Raw genomic sequence first — 22071 nt, 5'->3', positions numbered from 1 at the left:
GGAGAACCCTTGAGGAGTCGGCTCCATGCCGTTCACCGACCTGCCCCCCGACCAACTGGACGCCCTCCGCGAGCAGATACCGGAGCCCAAGGGCTTCGACGCCTTCTGGGACGAAAGCCTGCGGCTGTCCCGCGAGGCCGGAGACGAGCCGCGCCTCACGCCCGTCAAGGACACACTGCTGTCCACCGTCGACGTCTACGACCTGCGGTTCTCCGGCTGGCGCGGTCAGCCCGTCGCCGCCTGGTTCATCCTCCCGTCCGAAGCCGACGGCCCCCTGCCCACCGTGATCACCTACATCGGCTACAGCGGCGGACGGGGCCTGCCGACCGACCACCTCCTCTACGCGTCGGCCGGCTACGCCCACCTCGTCGTCGACAGCCGCGGGCAGGGCCACGACACACCGGACCACGACGAGAGCGACGGCCCCCAGTGGGTCCACGGCTTCATGACCCGCGGCATCCACGACCCGCGCGACCACTACTACCGCCGCCTCATCACCGACTGCGTCCGCGCCGTGGACGCGGCGCGCTGCCTCCCACACGTCGACACGGACCGGATCGTCGTCCAGGGAGCCAGCCAGGGCGGCGGTCTCGCACTCGCGGTCGCCGGCCTGGCCGGCCGGGACATCGCGGCGGCCCTGCCCGACGTGCCGTTCCTCTGCCACTTCAGGCGCGGGGCCGAGACCGCCGCCGAAGGGCCGTACACCGAACTCGTCGACTACCTGCGCCACCACACCAGGGACGACCCCGAGCGGGCCTTCGAGACCCTCGGCCACTTCGACGGCGTCCACTTCGCACGACGGGCCCTGGCCCCGGCGCTCTTCAGCGTGGGGCTGATGGACCCGGTCTGTCCGCCGTCCACCGTGTACGCGGCGTACCACGCCTACGCGGCCGCCAAGGCCATCAAGGTCTGGCCCTTCGCCGACCACGCCGGAGGCCGGGGAGCCACCGCTCCGGAACACCTGCGCCGGCTGCGCGAGCTCGGCCTGGCGCCGACGGCCCGGTAGCGGTCCGGTGGAGAAACGGCTGGGGCCGTGCCCCGGTGAAGGAGGCACGGCCCCGAGCCGTTCCGGCTATCCGCGCGGCGGCGGCCCGGTGGAGCCCCGCGGGGTGAGTGAAGGCGTCGGCACCTGGAGCGAACCCCCCTGGGAACCGGTGATCACACCGAACAGGGTACGGGCGACCTCCTCGCCGAAGTGGTGCACGTCGTGGCTCATGGCCGACAGCGTCGGGTGCGTCAGACGGCACAATTGCGAGTCGTCCCACGCGAGCAGGGACAGGTCGTCCGGTACGGCGAGCCCCATTTCGGCCGCCACCGCGGCGCCCGCGACGGCCATGATGTCGTTGTCGTACACGATCGCCGTCGGTCGGTCGGGCGACAGCAGCAGACTGCGGGTCGCCCGGGCGCCCTCCTCACCGGCGAATCCGGTGGACACCTGACGGTGCCCCTCCAGGCCGAGTTCACGCGCCGTGGACTCGAACGCGGCGGCCCGGATGCCGCTGTGCCCGAGCCCCGCCGGGCCGCCGACGCGCGCGATGCGCCGGTGGCCCAGGGCGGCCAGGTAGCGGACGGCCTCGGCCGCGGCCGTGGCGTCGTCGGTCCAGACCGACGGGAACGATCCCGTCAGGGACGGGTGCCCGACGGCCACCGCCCGAAGCCCGACGGCCTGCAGCGCCGGAACCCGCGGATCGTCCTGGTGGAAGTCCACGAGGATGGCACCGCCGATCATCTTGCTGCGCCACCAGCTCTCGTACAGGGCGATCTCCTCGTCGAGGTCACGCACCAGGCGCAGCAGGAGCGAGCACGACCGCTGCGCCAGGACGCTTTCGATGCCGGAGATGAACTCCATGTAGAAGGGCTCGAGGCCGAGCAGCCGGGCCGGCCGGCAGATCGCCAGACCGACGATGTCGATGCGCTGGCTGGAGAGGCTGCGAGCGGTCTGGTGGGGAGCCCAGCCGAGGTCGCGGGCGGCCTCGAAAATGCGCTCCCGGGTGGTCGATGAGACTCCCGGCCTGTTGTTGAAGGCCATGGAGACCGCGCCCTTGGACACTCCTGCCCGCGCTGCGACGTCGTTGATCGTGACGCGTCCGGAAGACGGTTTCACACCACATCCACACTGAACAGGGCGGCCCGGACGGCATCGGCGTCCACGCCGCCGCAGCCGCTGACCCGGATACGGGCCTCTTCGCCTGGCAGCAGCGTCCGCAGGCCGCAGTCCGCACTCGCCTCGGGGCCGAGACGGTCGGCCTGCAGGAGGAGGTCCCTCACCAAGGTCTGTGCCGTCACCACGACGTCGACTCTATCGCTCTGTCCGGGCACGGGCTCCAGCCGGACGTCGAAACGCGGCTCCGGATATGCGAACTCCTTGTCCGGTACGGGAAAATGGACCGCACGCAGCCCGTCCGCGTCGGCGACCAGGAACTCCTTGGGCGACCGCTCCGCCGGCACCAGGCCCGCCGGGACCGCCAGGCGCACCACCGACCGGGGCTCGGCCACGACGTCGAGGACGGCCTCACCCGCCACGGCACCGTCCGCCTCCAGGCGCCGGAGCGCGACAGCCGTCCGCCACCGGTCGCCCGACTGGTTGACGACGGCGAGCACGAGTCCTCCGGTGTCCGGCTGAAGGGTCAGCAGCCGGTCCGCGTACACCCGGCGCAGCTCGTGGTACAGCGGCTTCAGCCGGCCGTCGCCGTCGATCGCGGCCCAGGAGCTGACCGGCCAGCAGTCGTTCAGCTGCCAGACCACCGTGCCGGCGCAGACCGGCCAGTTCGCCCGCCAGTGCTCGATGCCGGCCGCGACGGCGCGCGCCTGGACGACCTGGGTGAGGTAGTGCCACCGGTCGAAGTCGTTCTCGGGCAGGGCGAAGTGACGCGCCACGCCCCGGTCGAGCTTGCCGTTGCCGTCCTCGGCCTTCTGGTGGTGCAGCATGCCGGGGGAGTCGGGGGCGAGGTCCTCACCGGGCAGGGCCCTGCGCAGGGTCGCCATCGCCGGAGGGGCCTGCCAGCCGAACTCGGCGACGAACCGGGGCACGCTCGCCCGGTACTCCGCGTAGTCCTGCCGGTTCCACACCTCCCAGGAGTGGTGGGTGCCGTGGCGCGTGTCGTTGGGATGGTGGTCCCAGGAGCCGGACCACGGGCTCCCCGCCGTGTAGGGGCGGGTGGGGTCGAGTTCGGCGACGACCCGCGGCAGCAGGCCGAGGTAGTACCCCTCCCCCCACGAGTCGCCCGCCAGGGCCGGCTCCCACTCCCAGTCCCTGAAGCCCCACAGGTTCTCGTTGTTGCCGTTCCAGAGGACCAGGCTCGGGTGCGGCATCAGGCGGACAACGTTGTCACGAGCCTCGGCCTCGACCTCTCCGCGCAGCGGCTGCTCCTCGGGGTAGGCGGCGCAGGCGAAGAGGAAGTCCTGCCAGACCATCAGGCCCAGCTCGTCGCAGACGTCGTAGAAGGCGTCGTCCTCGTAGATGCCGCCGCCCCAGATCCGGACGAGGTCGACGTTGGCCTCGGCGGCCTGCGTCAGGCGGGTCCGGTAGCGCTCGGGGGTGACGCGGCTCGGCAGGACGTCGTCCGGGATCCAGTTGACCCCGCGGGCGAAGATCCGTACGCCGTTGACGACGAACGTGCAGCCGGTCCCGTGCTCGTCGGCGGAGCGGTCCAGCTCGACCGTGCGGAAACCGACCCGGCGGTGCCAGGTGTCGAGGTCGCCGGCCCCGTCGAGCAGGGTCAGGTCGAGGTCGTAGAGGGGCTGTTCGCCGTAGCCGCGGGGCCACCAGAGCCGGGGCTCGGGCACCTCCAGGCCGAGCACGGTCTCCTCGCCGTCGAAGGAGACCTCGGCCCACGCCCCCGCCACGCGGACGCGGGCGGTGAGCCGGCGCCCGGCCCCCCGCTCCGTACGCTCCACCCGCAGGTGCAGCTCCACGCGACCCGTGCCGTCCTCACCGACCGTGACGAGGGGGCGCACCTGCGCGATCCTGGCGGTCGACCAGTGCTCCAGCCGCGCGGGGCGCCACATGCCCGCGGTCACCACGGTGGGGCCCCAGTCCCAGCCGAAGCTGGAGGCCATCTTGCGGATGTACTGGAAGGGCTCGGGTAGACGTTGGGCCGCTCCCCGGTCACGCTCCGGACCGCCGCCGCCTCGTCGTAGGCGGAGGCGAAGCCGACCTCCAGCGCTCCGGTGCGCCCGGTGACGTCGAACCGGTAACCGCGGTGCATGTTGCGCGTCGTACCGAGGACCTCGCCGGCGAGGGTGATCTCCGCAGCGGTGTCCAGCCCGTCGAAAACCAGGTCGGTACGCTCGTGGGCGCTGTCGTGCGACAGGTCCGTGACGTAGGACCACGCCCGCCTGCCGACCCAGGCGATCTCGGCCTCGTTGCGGCCGATGAACGGGTCGGGGATGAGCTGGGCGGCCAGCAGATCGGTGTGGACGCAGCCGGGAACCCGCGCCGGAAGCAGTGCCTCCTCGTGGCGCAGGCTCCAGCCCTCGGTCAGCTGGGTGACGTCCTTCATGGTGCGGCTCCAATCGCCTGGCTCGGGCCAGGTGGATGTACGACGCCGCACAACCTAACCCGGCTCCGACCCCCTGTCCATAAACCGGTAAAGCTCGGTTCAGACACATTGATGTAACGCAGTGTCACCAACTGGCTTATCTCGTCGATGAATCAACCATCTCCGGTAACGATTGGGCATCGTGCCGGAAATCAGAGCTTTACCGGTTCACATCCGACTGACATAGTGCCGACATCCCACCGCGGACCCGAGCCGCAACCCTGAAGGAGCTGGCACATGGGGAAGACGAAGACGCTCACGGGCGCGCTACTGACCGTCGCGATGCTGACCGTGACCGGGTGCGGCGGAGGAGGTGCCGCCTCCAACGAGACGGCGGCCGCCCCCGCGGACCCGAGTGACGTCTCGGGCGAGATCAAGGTCCTGACGCCGCGCACGGACCTCGTCCAGAACGGGGCGATGAAGGCCTACGCCGCCGAGTTCGGCAAGACCTACCCCAAGGTGAAGGTCAAGTTCGAGCCTCTCACCGACTACGAGGGGGAGGTCAGGATCCGGATGAACACCAAGGCGTACGGCGACGTGCTGATGATCCCCGGCGCGGTCGCCAAGGGCGACTACCCGAAGTTCTTCGCCCCCCTGGGAGCCACCTCCGAGCTCGCGGACAAGTACCGCTTCAGCGACAAGACGGACGTCGGGGCAAGGTCTACGGCATCGCCCAGTTCGGCACGGCCAACGGCTTCGTCTACAACAAGGCCGTCTGGAAGAAGGCCGGCGTCACGCGGTGGCCGACCACCCCCGAGCAGTTCACGGCCGCTCTGAAGGCGGTCGGGGACAAGACCGGCGCGGTCCCCTACTACACCAACTTCAAGGACGGCTGGCCGCTCACCGCCTGGAGCAACAGCGTCGGCTCGGTCACCTGTGACGCGAAGGCCAGCGACCGGCTCGCCGGCCCCGTCTCCCCGTGGAAGCAGGGCAGCGAGCTGAACGTCATCGACTCGCTCCTGTACGACATCGTCCACGACGGGCTGGCCGAGAAGGACCCCACCACCACGAACTGGGAAAGCTCCAAGACCCTGATCGCCAAGGGCGAGATCGCGACCATGCAGCTCGGTTCCTGGGCGATTACGCAGATGCGGGACGCCGCGAGGAAGGCGGGCACCGATCCGGACGACATCGGCTTCATGCCCTTCCCCGCGCAAAAGAACGGCGCGTTCTGCGCCACCGTCGTCTCCGACTACCAGCAGGCCGTCAGCATCCACTCCGAGAACAAGGCGGCCGCCCGGCCTGGATCGACTGGTTCACCGAGAAGTCCGGTTACTCGCAGAAGGAGGGCGCGGTCCCCGTGGTGAAGTCGGCCCCCATGCCGAGCACGCTCAAGGATTACGTTGACAACGATGTCAAGCTGGTGGAGCGCTCCGAGGCGGAGACCGAGAAGGTCAACGTGATCGACAACGCCGCCGAGATCGGTCTGGCCAAGCCCGACTACCGCCAGAAGCTGATCGACACGGCGCGCGGCGCCAGAAGGGCAGTCTCCAGGACTTCTTCGCCGACCTGGACGAGAAGTGGAACGAGGCGGCGAAGACCGCCGGCTCCTGACGGACGGCGGAGGCGGGCCCCGGCCGCACGACACCGGCCGGGGCCCCTGTCGTACGGCACCAGTGGACAGAAAGGCCGACATGACCGAAACAACCGACACCGCGCCCGCGCAGTCTCCCGCAGGAGCGGCTCCCGTGGCGCGCAGGACGGGCCGCGGATCCGCGCGGCGGGGCGCGCCCGGCGACCCTCCGGGCCGTTCCTGGCGAAGCAGTCCTCTCCGGCAGATCACGCCGTGGCTGTTCCTGGCGATCCCGCTGGCCCTGCTGATCACGTTCACCTACGTCCCCGTGGCGAACATGGTCTTCTACAGCTTCACCGACTGGGACGGCATCAGCCCGGACCGCAACTTCACGGGCGTCGACAACTACACCCAGATCTTCACCCGGCCGGAACTCTTCCGGGTCTTCTTCGTGAGCGGCTACTATCTCGCCGCGTCCGCCGTCCAGATCGCCGTCGCACTGTACTTCGCGGCCGTACTGAGCTTCGACCTCAGGTTCCGCAACTTCTTCAAGGGGATCCTCTTCTTCCCCTACCTCGTCAACGGCGTCGCCATCGGCTTCGTCTTCCTCTACTTCTTCCAGGACGGCGGCACGCTCGACTCCGTGCTCTCCTGGTTGGGCGCGGACACCGACCACGCCTGGCTCGGCGACCCCACCTCCGCGAACACGTCGCTGGCCGGAGTCTCCGTCTGGCGGTACACCGGGCTGAACTTCGTGCTGTTCCTGGGCGCGATCCAGTCCATCCCCGGAGAGCTGTACGAAGCCGCCGAACTGGACGGCGCCGGCAAGTGGCAGCAGTTCCGGTACATCATCGCCCCGAGCATCAAGCCCGTGCTCAGCCTCAGTGTCATCCTGGCGATCTCCGGCTCCCTCGCCGTGTTCGAGATCCCGTACATCATGACGGGCGGCGCGACCGGTACCTCGACCTTCGTCATCCAGACGGTCAAGCTCGCCTTCCAGTTCAACAAGACCGGCCTGGCCTCGGCGGCCGCGGTCGTGCTGCTCCTGATCATTCTCCTGATCACCTGGATCCAGCGCCGTCTCGTGCCCGATGAGAAGGTGGACCTCGTATGACCACGGCCCTGCCCGCCCGACGCAGCGGACGCCGCCGGCTCGGACCGGCCCTGACCTACCTGTCACTGATCGTCGCGTGCCTGGCGGTCCTCCTGCCGCTCGCCGTCGTCTTCCTGACGTCGCTCAAGACGTCGGAGGAAGCCACCGACGGGGGCGCGCTCTCGCTGCCGGGCAACTGGCTCAACTTCAGCAACTACGCCACCGCGTTCACCGACGGCAAAATGCTCACCGCCTTCGGCAACACGGCCTTCATCCTGTTCTTCTCCATAGGCGGGACCGTCGTCATCGGCTCGATGACCGCCTACGCGATCGACCGGTTCGACTTCCGCGCCAAGAAGCTCGTCATGGCGCTGTTCCTCGTCGCCACGCTCGTACCGGGTGTCACCACGCAGGTCGCGACCTTCCAGGTCGTCAACGGCTTCGGCCTGTTCGACACCCGCTGGGCCCCGATCCTGCTGTACATGGGCACGGACATCGTCTCGATCTACATCTTCCTGCAGTTCATCCGGTCCATCCCGACGTCCCTGGACGAAGCCGCGCGCCTGGACGGGGCGAACGCCTTCACCATCTACCGGAAGATCATTTTCCCGCTCCTGAAACCGGCTGTGGCGACGGTCGTGATCATCAAGGGAATCACCGTCTACAACGACTTCTACATTCCCTTCCTCTACATGCCGTCCGAGGAGCTCGGCACCATCTCCACCGCCCTGTTCCGCTTCAAGGGGCCTTTCGGGGCGCACTGGGAGAACATCTCGGCAGGCGCCATCCTCGTGATCGTCCCCACCCTGATCGTCTTCCTCTGCCTCCAGCGCTGGATCTACAACGGTTTCGCGCAGGGCGCCACGAAGTGATCCCGGCCGCGTGCGGCGCGAAGGGGCGGCCTTCGCGCCGCAGCGCGGCGGCAGCGCGGACCCTCCGGCAGCGGGGACCTTCCGGCCGGGCGGAACGGGACCCCGGCCGCGCAGGCCGTCCGTACGCGGAACGGCCGGCGACGGCGTCGCTCCGGAGGGGCTCGCGAGCGGGCCGGGGACCGGGGGCCGCGTCGAGGACCGCTCCGCCGCTTCCGCCCCGGCTGCGAGCTGCGGGGCCTGCGCCCGAAAAGTAACTTGATGCTAAAAATGGTGCATGACTGGACGTCTCGGAGGCGCGTCGCGGCCAGGTGTGCGTTCCCTGCTGGAGGTGCGCAGCGCCGCGGGTCAGGTGCTCCTCCTCCAGATCATGGTCGCCGTACTGCTGATCGCGGCCGCGGTGGTCGCGCTCGCGTTCCAGACGCGCCAGGACAGCGAGCGGGACGCCCGGAACCGGTCCCTCGCCGCCGCGGAGTCCTTCGCGGAGGCCCCGGGCACCGTGGAGGCGTTGCGGTCCCGTGATCCGGCCGCCGCGCTGCGGACCCACACGGACGCGGCCCAGCGGGGATCGGGTGTGGACTTCATGGCGGTGACGGCGCCGGACGGCACCCGGTACACCGACACCGATCCGGCGCTGGTCGGCGAGCGCACCGAGGGCGTGGAACGCGCCACTGCCGGAACGGCCTTCACGGAGGTCTTCAAGGGTGCCCCGAACGACGCGGCCCGGGCCGTCGTCCCCGTCACCGACGTCGACGGCTCCGTCGTCGGCCTGGTCACCGCGGGCGTCACGGTCGAGAACGTCGGGGACGCGGTGAACCGCCACCTGCCGGCGCTCCTCGCCTCCGCCGTCGGGGTGTTCGCCCTGGCCGCAGGCAGCGCCGTACTCGTGAGCAGGAGGCTGCGACGGCAGACGCACGGCCTCGGCCCCGCCGAGATGACTCGGATGTACGAGCACCACGACGCGGTTCTGCACGCCGTCCGGGAGGGCGTGCTCATCATCGGGGATGACGGCCGGCTGACGCTGGTGAACGACGAGGCGCGCAGGCTCCTGGAGCTGCCCGCCGGCGCGGAGGGACGGCACGTCACCGACCTGGGCCTCGATGCCCCCATCACCGGGCTGCTGGTCTCGGGCCGCACGGTGACCGACGAGATCCACCTGGCCGGTGACCGGCTGCTGGCCGTCAACACACGGCCCACCGCCCCGTACGGGGGTCCCCCCGGCACTGCCGCGACGCTCCGGGACACCACCGAGCTGAGGGCGCTGTCCGGCGCGGCCGAGGTCGCCCGGGAGCGCCTGAAGCTGCTGTACGAGGCCGGAGTGCGGATCGGGACCACGCTGGACGTGGTGCGTACCGCCGAGGAGCTCTCGGAGGTGGCGGTTCCCCGGTTCGCGGACTTCGTCACGGTGGAGCTGCTGGATCCCGTACTGCGCGGCGAGGAGCCCACCGGTGCGCACACCGAAATGCGCCGCGCGGCCGTGAACGGTGTCGGCGAGGACCGCCCCTTCCAGCCGGTGGGCGACCTGGTCAGGTTCGTCGTCCCCACCACGCCGATGGCGGCGGCTCTGGCGAGCGGCCATGCGGTGCTCGAAGCCGACCTGAGGGTTGCCCACGGCTGGCGGGCCCAGGACCCCGTGGGAGCCGGCAACGCCCTCGCCTACGGCATCCACTCCCTGGTGTCGGTGCCGTTGCGGGCACGTGGCGTCGTCCTGGGCATGGTCAATTTCTGGCGCTCGCAGTCCACCGGGTGTTTCGAGGAGGAGGATCTGGCGTTCGCGGAGGAGCTCGCCGCCCGCGCCGCGGTCGCCATCGACAACGCCCGCCGCTTCACCCGCGAACACGCCATGGCCGTAACCCTCCAGCGCAGTCTGCTGCCCCGCGTCCTGCCCGAGCAGGACGCCCTGGAGGTCGCGTACCGCTACCTGCCCGCGCAGGCCGGGGTGGGCGGCGACTGGTTCGACGCCATCCCGCTGCCGGGGGCGCGGGTCGCCCTGGTCGTCGGCGACGTCGTCGGGCACGGCCTGCACGCCGCCGCCACCATGGGCCGACTGCGCACCGCGGTCCACAACTTCTCCGCACTCGACCTGTCGCCGGACGAACTGCTGGGCCACCTGGACGAGCTGGTCTCCCGCATCGACGAGGAAGAGGGGGACGGCGAAGGCGACAGCATCACGGGAGCCACCTGCCTGTACGCCATCTACGATCCGGTCTCCGGCCTGTGCACCATGGCCACGGCGGGGCATTTCGCCCCCGGGCTGGTCCGTCCCGACGGCACGGTGGACTTTCTCGACGTGCCGGTCTTTCCGCCCCTGGGCCTCCACGGTCTGCCTTTCGAGACCTCCGAAGTGCGGCTGCCCGAGGGCAGCCGGCTCGTCCTCTACACCGACGGCCTCATCGAACACCGCGAGCGGGACATCGACACCGGCCTGCGCCTCCTGCGCCAGACCCTGGCCGACCACGCGGACGCGACGCCGGAGGAGACCTGCCAGGCCGTGTTCAGCGCGATGCTGCCCCCGCACCGCCGGGACGACATCGCGCTGCTGGTGGCCCGCACCCGTCTGCTGGACCCGGCGCGGGTCGCGGACTGGGACGTCCCTCCCGACCCCGCGGCCGTCGCCCCCGTCCGCGCCGCGTGCGGCCGCCAGCTGGAGACATGGGGGCTCGGGGAGATCGGGTTCACGACCGAGCTCATGCTGAGCGAGCTGATCACCAACGCGATCCGTTACGGTTCCGCGCCGATCCACGTACGGCTGATGTACGAGCGCGGTCTGATCTGCGAAGTGTCCGACGGCAGCAGCACCGCCCCGCACCTACGGCGTGCGGCCACGACGGACGAGGGCGGACGCGGCCTGTTCCTCGTCTCCCAGTTCGCGGGCCGGTGGGGAACGAGATACACGCCGACCGGCAAGGTCATGTGGACCGAGCAGCCTCTGACCGACGGCCGGCAGTCCGCACCGGAGCCGGATCTGGACGACCTGTCCTGGCTGCCCGACGACCCGTTGTGACGGACACCGGGACGGACCGTGCCCCGTGCGGGAGGCGGAAGGGGGGACGGCATACTTGCCGACCGGGCGCGATCACTTCCGACATGCTAGGAGCAGCAATGGCCGACCGGATCGCCACCGAGAAGACGACCTTCAAGACGGTCTTCGAGGTGGGTCCGTCTTCCATGGGCCGGGCACGGAGCGTCGAGGCCGGGTTCCAGTACGCGATCGCCCCGGCGACCGTGGACTTCGACTTCGGTGAGATCAGCCGGGCGGCGAGCGGTATCCCCGACTGCTCGACCGTGAAGATCATCCGGGGCTGGGGCCTGCAGGAGACCGCTCCCGTCAGCGTCATGGTCCTCTCCCTCAAGGAGGCCGTACGCCAGGCCCTTCCGTTCCCGTCCGCCAACTCCGCGTTCTGGGACAAGGCCGAGCGGGCCCTCACCGGAGCCTTCGTGGACCTGGGCCGGCAAGAGGGCACGCACCTCTCCTTCCATCGGGAGGAGGCGGACCGTACGAGCTACTACTACAACCTGCTGTTCGCCCTCCAGGACGAGGAGACGGGGGACGCGCTCCACACCATCGCCTTCTGCGTCGACGTGACGGTCGCGCTGGGCCCGGAGCAGGCCCGGTCCCTGACCGTCGGGGACACCGCGCGGTACACCATCCGCCTCAACGCGATCACCGTACGGCAGGAGTTGCCGTCCGCGGCCTGATCACCGGACCGCTGGGCCTTGCCCCCTGCAGGGGGCAAGGCCCAGCGGCGGCGACAGAGCACTCCTCCGAGGGCGCGGTGGGTCGGCGGTCAGTGGTCAGTGGTCAGGTGATTCGGGGGCGGTCGGCCTAATGCCGTGAATGCGGGGTAACCGGCGCGATGGGGGCCCGATCGGGCGGCCCGCGAGGCCGTCCCCCGTGAGAAGGAAAGGGAGCGTTCATGACTGCTCAGTACCGCACGGCGCCGACCGCCCGGACCCCTGTGCAGCAGGCCGCGCTGCTGGTGGGCGCGGTCTTCCTGCTGGTGGGCATCCTCGGCTTCATCCCCGGGATCACCACCGACTACGACACGATGAAGTTCGCCGAGCACCACTCCGAGGCCAAGCTCCTGGGCGTGTTCCAGGTGTCGATCCTGCACAACATCGTGCACCTGCTGTTCGGCGTGGCCGGTCTGGCCATGGCCCGCGCCGCGTCCACCGCCCGCACGTTCCTCATCGGCGGCGGTGCCGTCTACCTGGTGCTGTGGCTGTACGGCCTGTTCATCGACCACGACAGCGCCGCCAACTTCGTCCCCCTCAACACGGCGGACAACTGGCTGCACTTCGCCCTGGGCCTGGGCATGATCGCTCTCGGCGTCCTGCTCACCCGCCGCACACACACCGGCGCCACGCGTTAGGACGGTCGCATGTCTCTCTCCATCGCTCAGCAAAGCGTCGAGCAGCTCGGCGGCCAGGCCAGCATCCTGGCGCGACAGCGCCGTGACCACGCCGAACTCGACCGCCTCATGAACCTCTACACCTCCGGCGGCCGGCCACGGGAGGAGCGGCAGCAGACACTGAAGGACATCATCCAGCTGACCTTCAGCCACGCCTTCGCCGAGGAGACCGTGCTGTGGCCCGCCCTGCGGCGGCTCGCACCCGACGGCGAGGAGCTGACCTCAAGGGTCGAGAAGGAACACCAGGAGATCAACGACCTCGTGGCCGACATCGAGCGCACGGACCCGGACGATGCCCGCCACGACCACTTGACCGGCCGGGTCTTCGCCCTGATCCAGCAGGACATCCGGGACGAGGAGGACCTGCTCCTGCCGCGACTGCAGGAGGCCCTGGGCCACGACCCCGCGCGCCTGCGCCGCCTGGGCTCGGCCTGGGAGACCGTCCGCCGCACCGCTCCCACCCACCCGCATCCGGCGGTGCCGCGCCGGCCGCCCGGCAACGCCCTGGCCGGGGTCCCCCTGAGCGCGTTCGACCGCGCCCGCGACCTGCTGCCCGCCGGTACCCGGGCGTTCCGCGGCCGGAGGGCCGCAGCGGCGATCGCGGCACTTCTCGCCGTGTGGCTCGTGGGCGTGTCGGTACGGCGGAAGCGCTGATACGCGGCGGCGCCGACGCGTCGCGGCCGGAGCCGCCGTCCCGGCGGCTCCGGCCGTGCCTCCCGGCGTCCGCCAAGCCCACCGGCGGGAAGCCGCGGGCCATGCCGCATCAGTGGCATGGCCCGAGAGGGAACTACTTCTCCTCGAAGTCGTCCCGGCTCACACCCGCCTCTTCCAGGGCCTCCTGAATCGTGCGGCCGGTACCGCCCTCCGACTCCGGTCCGGCCTTGCTGGTGTCCTTGACGACTTCGTCGGTCGACTCCGTCTTCGGCCGGTTCTCCTCGGGCACAGTCATGGGCCATTTCCTCTCTGGGCGTCAGGTTGCCGCAGCGGGCCGTGCGGCCGGTCACGCTTCTGTCCCCGGCTCCCTCACGACAAGAAGCCGACACCGCGGCACACCAGCCGCTTTTCCTCATATATGCCGCCTAAACCCGATCTGCGGCGTAGCTCGGCCGAGCGGATGACTCACGGTTTCGCTCCCGGCGCCACGGGCACTGGGCATCCATGCGCTCCTACCGCCGCCCCCTCGCCGACCGCACCGCACTGCTGCTGCTGAAGGGATACGCCTGGCTTCCGGACCGGATGCGGCGTGCCGCGGGCCCCGTCGTCCGCGCCCGCGTGCTCGGGCGGCACGCGGTGGCTCTGCGCGGTCCGGAGGCGGTGCGGTTCTTCTACGACGAACACCACGTACACCGCCACCAGGCCATCCCGGAGCCGGTGCTCAGCACCCTCTTCGGCCATGGGGCGGTCCACACGCTGGACGGTGAGGCGCACCGCGTCCGCAAGGCGATGTTCCTGTCGCTCCTCACGCCCCCCGCCCGTGTCGCCGACCTGGCCGAACAGGTCACCGCGGTGTGGGACGAGGCGGTGGCGTCCTGGAGCGACCGGCCGAACGTGGTGCTGTTCGACGAGGCGGCGAAAGTCCTCACCGCCGGGGTGTGCCGCTGGGCCGGCGTACCGCTGGACGGGCCGGGGGCGGAGCCCGTGGCCCGGGACCTGGTGGCGATGGTCGACGGCTTCGCCACCCCGGGACCGCGCCACTGGCGTGCCCGCAGCGCCCGCGGCCGGTGCGAGACCTGGCTGGCGGGCCTGGTGGACGACGTGCGCACCGGCGCCGCCACCGTTCCCGAGGGCTCGGTCGTCGACGCGGTGGCGCAGCACCGCGATGCCGACGGCCGGCTCCTCGACGCGCGTACGGCCGCGGTGGAGTTGCTCAACGTCGTCCGGCCCACCGCGGCGGTCGCCTGGTTCGTCGCCTTCGCCGCGCACGCCCTGCACCGCTGGCCCGACAACCGGAAACGGCTGCAGGCCGACGACGCGGCCTTCGCGGCGGCGTTCGTCCACGAAGTGCGCCGCTTCTACCCCTTCGCGCCGTTCACGGGGGGCCGGGCGGCCGCCGACCTGACCTGGCGGGGCGAAACCGTCCCCGCCGGAGGGCTCGTCCTGCTCGACCTGTACGGGCAGAACCACGACCCCCAACTGTGGGGCGACCCGTACACCTTCCGCCCCGAACGCTTCCTGGAACGCCCCGTGGAACGCGACGAACTGATCCCCCAGGGCGGCGGCGACCCGTCGACCGGGCACAGGTGCCCCGGTGAGGGCGTTACGATCGCCCTGCTGGAAGCCCTCAGCGTCCGGCTGGCCCGCCTGGAGTACGACGTACCGCCCCAGGACCTGACCATTCCCCTGCGCCGCGTCCCGACCCGCCCGCGCAGCGGCTTCCGCATCACCGCGGTACGCCGCGCCGATATGTGACACCGGCCCGCACCGGCGGCGACCGGCGCACGGACGCGGCGGACGGCACGCCCGTACCCCGGGCTCCGGAGCGGCCGGTGCCCCTCGGCCCCCGGAGTCCGCCCCTTGCCGGTTCCCCGCGAGCGGGATCGGGTTTTGAGGCGGTGTGCGAGGTCGAGCAGGTCCGGCGGACGCGGCACCCGTCCGCCGGATCCCGGCAGGGGGACGTGCGGACGCCCGGCCCGGCGGGTGGGAATCGCGTCCAGCCCGCAGTACGCGCCGGCGAGGCCGCCGGTGACCGCGGCGACGGTGTCCGTGCCACCGCCGGGGCCGGTCGCGGCGCGTACCGCGTCCTCGTAACCGGCCGTCGTGCGCGGGGCCCGGACGGTGGAGCCCGGGCGCGGCCGGACGGCTCCGTTGAATGCGGTGGCCCGGTCGGGGTGCCGGCCGGGGCACCGGCCAGGGGCGAGGACGATGGCGTATCGCTGACGGTGGTCCGGGCGGACGCGGCCCGTTGTCCACTGCCGGGCCGACGGCAGCCGTACGGAACGGTTCGTGAGGCGCCGGAAGCCGTGTGCGGGCGGGGCCGTCGGTCTCGTGCGTGCGGGGGGGAAGGCTGCGGAGCGCGGCCTCCGGGAACTCAAGCGGGCGCACCACCACGCGGTGGGCGTAATGTCCTTATACGGTGTTATTTTTCGCATGTTGAAAGGGCGGACTCATGAGGCATGAGGCTGCGCGGCATGCCCGCAGGAGCCGTGATCGCGTGTGGCCGGGCAGCCGAACAGGGGAAACAGGGGAGTAGGACATGGCTTCGCCGGAGGAGGAGGCCGGGGCGCCGGAAGTGCTGGACCGACTGCTCTCCCGGGCGCTGCGCGAGACCGGGGCGTACGGCGGCGGGGTCTACGTGCGGTCGGCGGACGGCCAGGTGCTCTCCGCCGCTGTGCTCGCCGGAGTGCCGTCCAACCTGGCGATGCCCTGGGCCAGGATCGGGATATCGGCCTCGGGCCCACTGGCCGAAGCGGTGCGGGAAGGCCGGCTGGTGTGGGTCGGGGCCGAGGGGGAGCTGGCCCGCCGCTACCCCCGCCTCGGCCTCGCGCTGCCGTACTCGTTCGCCCTCGCGGCCGCTCCGGCACTCAGCGCGCAGCAGATCTGGGGCGGACTGCTGCTGCTGTGGCCGGGATCCCACCCTCCGGTGATCGAGCGGGAGCGGCAACGGGCGATCCAGAGGGCCTGCGGATATGTCGGCGCGGCTCTGCGCCGCGCCGCCGAAAGCGGCCGTCCGGTCCTGCCGGGGACCGAGCCGCGGATCATGCCGGTGCCGCGGCGGCGAACGGTCACCCAGGCCGAGGCGACGGCGGCGGTGGATTTCGCCGAGCGGCTCCCGGAGGGCGGCTGCGCGCTCGATCTCGACGGCAGGATCACGTTCATCACCCCTGTCGGCGCGGCGCTGGTCGGCAGTGACGTCCTGACCCTGCTGGGGGCACGCCCCTGGGAGACCCTGCCATGGCTGGACGACCCCGTGTTCGAGGACCGCTACCGATCGGCGGTGATGAGCCGTCATCCCACGTCCTTCACCGTCCGGCGTCCGGACGGCCTGTGGCTGTCCTTCGAGCTCTACCCCGACGCCCGGGGCATCAGCGTCCGTATCGCCCGCTCCGGTGTCGCCGCGGGCGCGCAGGTTCCCACGCCGGCACCGACCGCGACCCCGCGGACGGAGACGGGGCCGACCCGCGCGGGGGTGCTGTACCAACTGGCCCATCTCGCCGCCGCGCTGACCGAGGCGCTCAGCGTGCCCGATGTGATCCGGCTGGTGGTCGGCCAGATCGCACCCAGCTTCGGTGCCCAGGCCGTCGTACTGCTCGCCGCACAGGCGGGAAGGCTCCGCGTACGCGGTCATCACGGCTACAGCTCGCAGGAGGTGGCGCATTTCGACGGAGCGCCGCTGACGCCGGACAGCCCCGGCGGACGCGTGGTGGCGACGGGTGAGCCGGCCTTCTTCGCCTCCCGCCGCGAACTCGGCGACGCCTTTCCCGGCTCCATGGCCGACGACGGCAACAACGCCTGGGCCTTTCTGCCCCTCCTCGCCTCGGGGCGCCCGATCGGCTGCTGCGTACTGGCCTACGCGCGTCCTCACGTCTTCGGGCACGACGAACGCGCCCTGCTGACGGCGTTCGGCGGGCTGGCCGCCCAGGCGCTGGACCGCGCCCATCTGTACGACACCAAGAGCGGACTCGCCCGCAGCCTGCAGGCGAGCCTGCTGCCCCAGACACTGCCGGTGTTCCCCGGCCTGCAGGCGGCGGCCCGTTACCTGCCCGCCACCCGCGGCATGGACGTCGGGGGAGACTTCTACGACCTGATCCGCCTCGACGACACCACGGCCGCCGCGGTCATCGGAGACGTCCAGGGGCACAGCGTCACCGCCGCCGCCCTGATGGGACAGGTCCGTACCGCCGTGCGGGCCCACGCCATCGCCGGTGCGTCCCCCGACGACGTTCTCGCGCGGACCAACCGCCTTCTCACCGACCTGAACCCGGGGCTGTTCACCAGTTGCCTGTACGTCCAGCTCGACCTCGCCCGTCGGCGTGCGTGCCTCGCGACCGCGGGCCATCCGCTGCCGCTCCTGCGCCACCCGGGAGGGCGCATCGAAAGCCCCGCCCTGCCGCCCGGGCTCCTCCTGGGCATCGATTCCGCGGCGGACTACCAGGCGGTCGATGTCGCCCTGCCGCCCGGCGCCGTCCTGGCCCTGTTCACCGACGGTCTGGTCGAGACACCGGGCACCGACATCGAGGACGCGACCGCGGACCTCGCCGAAGTCCTCAGTGCCGGTGACCACGACCTCGAAGCCCTCGCCGACGGCCTCGTGCGGCACGCACGGCCGTCGGGCGACCGCAGGGACGACACGGCCCTGTTCCTTCTGCGTCCGGCCCCGCCGTGACGGCAGGGCCCAACGGGCCCACCCCACGCCACCGGCCCACCACATGGGCGGATGAGTCCTGTGGGGCATATGTGGTACTGCGCGGGGAACCCGCAGACCAGGGTGGCCCATCGGTACCGCGACAGCGCAGCGCGGCAGTGGGTCCGACGGAACTGTCTGTGAGGAGAGACCGTGAGCGTCACTGCAGGGGCGGAGGAACTCGACACCGCCGAACCGAAGAGGGGGATCCTGCTGCCGGGAGTCCCTGCGGCCGGCCGGCCGACGGCCGTCACCGCGGATTCGCGGCACCCGGCCGGCAACCGCGGCGGTGCCGTATGTGCGGACTGAGCGGAGAGATCAGGTTCGACGGCGGGCGGCCCGACGTCGCCGCGGTCGAGCGCATGACCGACCGGCTGGCGGCGCGCGGTCCCGACGGGCGGGGGATGTGGTCGCAGGGCGCGGTGGCCCTGGGGCACCGCCGACTGAAGATCATCGACCTGTCCGAGCGCGGGTCCCAGCCCATGACCGACACGCAGAGCGGGCTCACCGGCGTCTTCAACGGCTGCATCTACAACTACCAGGAACTCCGGAAGGAACTGGAGGGCCTCGGGCACCGTTTCTTCTCCACCTCGGACACCGAAGTGCTGCTCAAGGCCTACCGGCAGTGGGGCACCGACTGCGTCGAGCACCTCTTCGGAATGTTCGCTTTCGCCATCGCCGAGCACGACACCGGCCGCCTGGTGCTGGCCCGCGACCGCCTGGGCATCAAGCCGCTGTACCTGACCGAGGGGGCGGACCGCCTGCGATTCGCCTCGTCCCTGCCGGCGCTGCTCGCGGGCGGCGCGGTGGACACCTCCCTCGACCCGGTGGCGGTGCACCAGTACCTGAGCTGGCACGCCACGGTGGCCGCGCCGCGGACCGTGCTCGCCGGCGTGCGCAAGCTCCCCCCGGCCACCGTGCGGGTCGTGGAGCGGGACGGCCGGTACCGGCAGCACTGCTACTGGCAGCCGTCGTACACCCGCAGGTCCGCGTACGCCGGCATGGACGCGGCCGACTGGCGGGACGCGGTGCTTGACGCGCTCCGCACGGCCGTGCGCCGCCGGATGGTCGCGGACGTGCCGGTGGGCGTACTGCTGTCGGGCGGCCTGGACTCGAGCCTGATCGTGGCCCTGCTGGCCGAAGAGGGGCAGACCGGCCTGTCGACCTTCAGCGTGGGATTCGAGTCGGAGAACGGTGAGGAGGGCGACGAGTTCAGCTACTCGGACCTCGTGGCGAAGCGGTTCGCCACGGACCACCACCAGCTCATGATCCCCTCCGACCGGGTGTCGAACGGGCTGGACGGAGCGATAGAGGCCATGAGCGAGCCCATGGTCAGCCACGACACGGTCGCCTTCCACATGCTGTCGGAGCAGGTCGCCAAAGAACTCAGCGTCGTCCAGAGCGGACAGGGCGCGGACGAGGTCTTCGCCGGCTACCACTGGTATCCGGCGCTGGCCGCCGTCGGGCGCGAGCAGGAGCCCGGGACGTACGCCGACGTGTACTTCGACCGGCCGCACGCCGACCTGGCCCGGATGCTCCAGCCGCACATGCTGGTGGACCACGACGCCTCCGGCGGCTTCGTCCGGACCCACATGGCGGTCGACGGCGCCGAGACCGCACTCGACGCGGCGCTCCGGCTGGACGTCCACGTCATGATGGTCGACGACCCGGTCAAGCGTGTGGACAACATGACCATGGACTGGGGCCTGGAGGCCCGGGTGCCGTTCCTCGACCACGAACTGGTCGAACTGGCCGCCGCGTGCCCGCCGGAGCTGAAGCTCGCGCAGGGGGGCAAGGGAGTGCTGAAGGACGCCGGCCGTCAGGTGCTGCCCCGCGAAGTCGTCGACCGCCCCAAGGGGTACTTCCCGGTCCCGGCGATCCGGCACATGGCCGGGCCGGTACTCGAACGTGTGCGTGAAGCCCTGTCCGCTCCCGAAGCCCGGCAGAGAGGCGTCTTCCGCGAGTCGTACGTCGCCGAACTTCTGGCAGCGCCCGACGAGCACCGGACCAAGCGCGGAGCCAACGCCCTGTGGCAGGTAGCTTTGCTGGAGATATGGCTGCAGACGCACGGAATCAGGTGATCGGCGAGCGGCGGCTGCGGGAACCGGAGAAGGCCCCACCTTCGTCCGCCCCCTTCGCGACCACGTTCCCGGGCACGCCGGGCCGGTTTTCGCCGGGCCGCGCTCCGGCCGCCGCTCCGGCCCCCGCTGCGGTGCCCCTGCCGGACGCACCGGGCACCCGGGACACCCCGACACCCCTGGCGGTCCACGGCTGCTGGTATCCGTCGGTGGACCCGACGGGCGGGCAGGTGGCCTTCATCTGCGACCGGACCGGTGTACCGCAGCTGTGGGCCGCGGCCGCCGACGGCAGCGCCGCCCACCTCCTGGACGCCGATCCGGACCCGGTCACGGAGGTCTCCTGGTCACCCGACGGTCACTGGATCGCGTACACCACCGCTCCGGGAGGCGGTGAGCACACCCGGGTGCTGTGCGTACGCCCCGACGGCACCGGCCGCCGGGTGCTCGCCGGCGCCGAGCAGGGCCAGTTCGCCCAGCTGGGCTGCTGGGCACGCGACGGCTCGGCTCTGGCCGTCACCGTCGCCGAACCGGCCGCCGTGGACGCGGTGGCCGCCGTGGCCGCGGAGCCCGGCACGGCCGGTCACACACACGGCGAATTCCGCGCCGACGCGCAGCTCGCGGCACTGCCCGCGGGCTGGGCCGACCGGGACGGCCAAGCCACCCTGCTCGGCGGTGGGAATCGGGACCACGCGGGGCCCGGTCCGCATCCGGGGACGGCCGAGCCGGCCGTCGGGCACCCTGCGGGCGGCGAGGTGACGAGCGGCGGGCTGGCCGCGTACCTCGTCGATCCCTTGGGAGTGGGCTCGCCCGTCCTGCTGGCCACCGAGGCCGGCGCCGCCACCCTGCGGGTGTGCGACATCAGCGCCGACGGCCGTCTCGCGCTCCTGCGCCGTGGCCCACGAGGACGGCGTGAGGCGATGGTGGTGCGCACCACCGACGCGCGGACGACGTGCGTGGTACCGGTGGCCGACGGCGATCCGTGGATCGGGCGGTTCTCGCCCGACCGGCGCACCCTGTGGCTGCGCAGCGACGCCGACCGCGAGTTCCCGGCCCTCATGACCGTCATGCTGGGAGCCGGGGGCGAGCGTCTCGGCCTCGGTGTGGTGGCCGAGCGGGACGCCGCGGGCCTTGAGCTGCTGACCGTCTCCGACGACGGAGGGTCGGCCGTCCTCGCCTGGAACGTGCACGGCGCGAGCGAGCTGGAAGTGATCACCCTCCCCGCCGCGGGGCAGGGCAGCGACGCGTCCCCGCCGCAGGCCGTCGCCGTACCGCTGCCGCACGAGGTGGTGACGCGCATCTCCTCCAGCGGGCCGAGCGGCATGTTTCTCGCCCTCTCCGGCTCCCAGCGCCGGCCGGGGGTGTGGCGGCTTCCCGACGGCGCGTCCCCTGTGCGCACGGGCTGGTCGGCGCGTGACGAGGACGCCGTACCACCGGGCCGCCCGCCGGTGCGTCCCCGGCCGGTGCGCCTGCGCGCCCGCGACGGCCTGCCGCTCGGCGGCTGGTACTACCGGGCGGCGGACCGCGACACCGGCGGGCCGGCACCCTGCGTGATCCACCTGCACGGCGGGCCGGAGGAGCAGGAGCGGCCGGTCTTCAATCCGCTCTACCACGAGCTGCTCGGCCGCGGGCTGGACGTCTTCGCGCCCGATGTCCGGGGTTCGTCGGGCTGGGGCCGCTCCTTCGTGGACGCGGACCTGGGCACCGGGCGGTTCGCGGCGATCGACGACGTCGCCGACTGCGCCGCGCACATCGTCGCGGTCGGCCTTGCCGATCCCACACGGCTGGCCGTGATGGGACGTTCGTACGGCGGCTACCTGGTGCTCGCGTCCCTGGTGTGGCACCCGGACCTGTTCCGTACCGGCGTCGCTGTCTGCGGCATGTCGGACTTCGCGACCTTCTTCGCCGGGACCGAGCCGTGGATCGCGGAGTCGGCCGCTGCCAAGTACGGCCATCCCGAACACGACCGGGAACTCCTGCACGCACTGTCCCCCATGAGCCGCATCGACGCGCTGCGGGTTCCGCTGCTGGCGGTCCACGGTGAGCACGACACGAACGTCCCGCCCGGTGAGTCGGAGCAGGTGGTACGAGCGGCACGCGAGCACGGCGTCCCCTCGGAACTGCTGCTGTTGAGGAACGAGGGGCACGATTTCCTGCGGGCGGACAACCGACGGCTGTTCCGCCGCGCCGCCGCCGACTGGATGGAACGCCACCTCAACGGCTGAGC

Annotated in this window: 14 protein-coding genes and 3 pseudogenes; 13 read left to right on the top strand and 4 right to left on the bottom strand. The window is 71.5% G+C overall.

Features of this window, described 5'->3' with window-relative positions; genetic code table 11:
* Nucleotides 1-25 precede the first annotated feature (25 nt).
* On the top strand, nt 26-1006 hold the full coding sequence (locus BN1555_RS02655) for an acetylxylan esterase (protein WP_093797484.1): 981 nt from the start codon (nt 26-28) through the stop codon (nt 1004-1006).
* A gap of 66 nt (nt 1007-1072) precedes the next feature.
* Here the strand turns inward: BN1555_RS02655 and BN1555_RS02650 are convergent, their stop codons facing one another.
* Both BN1555_RS02650 and BN1555_RS02645 read right to left on the bottom strand, forming a co-directional pair.
* Complete coding sequence (locus tag BN1555_RS02650; RefSeq protein WP_093797482.1) at nt 1073-2104, bottom strand: LacI family DNA-binding transcriptional regulator; 1032 nt, start codon at nt 2102-2104, stop codon at nt 1073-1075.
* Nucleotides 2101-4502, bottom strand: a pseudogene (locus BN1555_RS02645) (glycoside hydrolase family 2 protein). Before BN1555_RS02645 ends, BN1555_RS02650 begins: the two are co-directional and overlap by 4 nt.
* Before the next feature lie 276 nt (nt 4503-4778).
* Between BN1555_RS02645 and BN1555_RS02640 the strand changes: the two are divergent.
* From BN1555_RS02640 to BN1555_RS02610, 7 genes and pseudogenes are all read left to right on the top strand, one after another.
* A pseudogene (locus BN1555_RS02640) lies at nt 4779-6095 on the top strand (ABC transporter substrate-binding protein).
* An 80-nt stretch (nt 6096-6175) separates the two neighbouring features.
* Complete coding sequence (locus tag BN1555_RS02635) at nt 6176-7168, top strand: carbohydrate ABC transporter permease (protein ID WP_093797480.1); 993 nt, start codon at nt 6176-6178, stop codon at nt 7166-7168.
* Nucleotides 7165-8019, top strand: coding sequence for a carbohydrate ABC transporter permease (locus BN1555_RS02630; protein ID WP_093797478.1), 855 nt, complete (start codon nt 7165-7167; stop codon nt 8017-8019). The genes BN1555_RS02635 and BN1555_RS02630 overlap by 4 nt, the downstream gene beginning before the upstream one ends.
* Nucleotides 8020-8293: 274 nt before the next feature.
* Nucleotides 8294-11020, top strand: a complete 2727-nt coding sequence (locus BN1555_RS02625) for a SpoIIE family protein phosphatase (protein WP_093797476.1) — start codon at nt 8294-8296, stop codon at nt 11018-11020.
* 98 nt (nt 11021-11118) lie between these two features.
* Complete coding sequence (locus BN1555_RS02620; protein WP_093797474.1) at nt 11119-11715, top strand: Type-2Aa cytolytic delta-endotoxin; 597 nt, start codon at nt 11119-11121, stop codon at nt 11713-11715.
* Nucleotides 11716-11933: 218 nt separating this feature from the next.
* Nucleotides 11934-12389, top strand: a complete 456-nt coding sequence (locus tag BN1555_RS02615; protein ID WP_093797472.1) for a DUF4383 domain-containing protein — start codon at nt 11934-11936, stop codon at nt 12387-12389.
* 9 nt (nt 12390-12398) lie between these two features.
* Nucleotides 12399-13082 (top strand): hemerythrin domain-containing protein, encoded by a 684-nt coding sequence (locus BN1555_RS02610; protein ID WP_093797470.1) that lies wholly within the window; start codon nt 12399-12401, stop codon nt 13080-13082.
* Between the two features lie 133 nt (nt 13083-13215).
* On the opposite strand, the gene BN1555_RS38805 is transcribed toward BN1555_RS02610, so the two are convergent.
* Nucleotides 13216-13377 (bottom strand): hypothetical protein, encoded by a 162-nt coding sequence (locus BN1555_RS38805; protein WP_176709928.1) that lies wholly within the window; start codon nt 13375-13377, stop codon nt 13216-13218.
* A 209-nt stretch (nt 13378-13586) separates the two neighbouring features.
* Between BN1555_RS38805 and BN1555_RS02605 the strand changes: the two genes are divergently transcribed.
* A complete protein-coding gene (locus BN1555_RS02605) occupies nt 13587-14837 on the top strand; it encodes a cytochrome P450 (RefSeq protein ID WP_093797468.1) in 1251 nt (416 codons plus the stop codon).
* A 137-nt stretch (nt 14838-14974) separates the two neighbouring features.
* Here BN1555_RS02605 and BN1555_RS40030 read toward each other — a convergent pair.
* Nucleotides 14975-15322, bottom strand: a pseudogene (locus BN1555_RS40030) (ADP-ribosylglycohydrolase family protein); the annotation flags it as partial.
* A gap of 299 nt (nt 15323-15621) precedes the next feature.
* Here BN1555_RS40030 and BN1555_RS02595 point away from each other — a divergent pair.
* The 4 genes from BN1555_RS02595 (at nt 15622) to BN1555_RS02585 (ending at nt 22069) form a co-directional block, all read left to right on the top strand.
* Entirely contained in the window at nt 15622-17751 is a 2130-nt protein-coding gene (locus BN1555_RS02595; protein WP_176709927.1) for a SpoIIE family protein phosphatase, read from the top strand.
* 171 nt (nt 17752-17922) lie between these two features.
* A complete protein-coding gene (locus BN1555_RS38800) occupies nt 17923-18078 on the top strand; it encodes a hypothetical protein (RefSeq protein WP_176709926.1) in 156 nt (51 codons plus the stop codon).
* A complete protein-coding gene (locus BN1555_RS02590; protein WP_093797466.1) occupies nt 18066-19850 on the top strand; it encodes an N-acetylglutaminylglutamine amidotransferase in 1785 nt (594 codons plus the stop codon). The genes BN1555_RS38800 and BN1555_RS02590 overlap by 13 nt, the downstream gene beginning before the upstream one ends.
* Nucleotides 19823-22069: a S9 family peptidase gene (locus BN1555_RS02585; protein ID WP_093797464.1), complete on the top strand. Its 2247-nt coding sequence runs from the start codon at nt 19823-19825 to the stop codon at nt 22067-22069. The genes BN1555_RS02590 and BN1555_RS02585 overlap by 28 nt, the downstream gene beginning before the upstream one ends.
* Nucleotides 22070-22071 lie beyond the last annotated feature (2 nt).

Source organism: Streptomyces sp. Wb2n-11, assembly GCF_001049855.1.
Lineage (GTDB): Bacteria > Actinomycetota > Actinomycetes > Streptomycetales > Streptomycetaceae > Streptomyces > Streptomyces altiplanensis.
The sequence above is the reverse complement of the archived record's forward strand: the minus strand, read 5'-3'. Positions and strand labels throughout refer to the sequence as shown.

What these genes read in the sequence shown, in the direction of transcription:
- BN1555_RS02655 (WP_093797484.1), top strand. Translation starts at nt 26, where the DNA reads ATGCCGTTCACCGACCTGCCCCCCGACCAACTGGACGCCCTCCGCGAG.
- BN1555_RS02635 (WP_093797480.1), top strand. Translation starts at nt 6,176, where the DNA reads ATGACCGAAACAACCGACACCGCGCCCGCGCAGTCTCCCGCAGGAGCG.
- BN1555_RS02630 (WP_093797478.1), top strand. Translation starts at nt 7,165, where the DNA reads ATGACCACGGCCCTGCCCGCCCGACGCAGCGGACGCCGCCGGCTCGGA.
- BN1555_RS02625 (WP_093797476.1), top strand. Translation starts at nt 8,294, where the DNA reads ATGACTGGACGTCTCGGAGGCGCGTCGCGGCCAGGTGTGCGTTCCCTG.
- BN1555_RS02620 (WP_093797474.1), top strand. Translation starts at nt 11,119, where the DNA reads ATGGCCGACCGGATCGCCACCGAGAAGACGACCTTCAAGACGGTCTTC.
- BN1555_RS02615 (WP_093797472.1), top strand. Translation starts at nt 11,934, where the DNA reads ATGACTGCTCAGTACCGCACGGCGCCGACCGCCCGGACCCCTGTGCAG.
- BN1555_RS02610 (WP_093797470.1), top strand. Translation starts at nt 12,399, where the DNA reads ATGTCTCTCTCCATCGCTCAGCAAAGCGTCGAGCAGCTCGGCGGCCAG.
- BN1555_RS38805 (WP_176709928.1), bottom strand. Translation starts at nt 13,377, where the DNA reads ATGACTGTGCCCGAGGAGAACCGGCCGAAGACGGAGTCGACCGACGAA.
- BN1555_RS02605 (WP_093797468.1), top strand. Translation starts at nt 13,587, where the DNA reads ATGCGCTCCTACCGCCGCCCCCTCGCCGACCGCACCGCACTGCTGCTG.
- BN1555_RS02595 (WP_176709927.1), top strand. Translation starts at nt 15,622, where the DNA reads ATGGCTTCGCCGGAGGAGGAGGCCGGGGCGCCGGAAGTGCTGGACCGA.
- BN1555_RS02590 (WP_093797466.1), top strand. Translation starts at nt 18,066, where the DNA reads ATGTGCGGACTGAGCGGAGAGATCAGGTTCGACGGCGGGCGGCCCGAC.
- BN1555_RS02585 (WP_093797464.1), top strand. Translation starts at nt 19,823, where the DNA reads ATGGCTGCAGACGCACGGAATCAGGTGATCGGCGAGCGGCGGCTGCGG.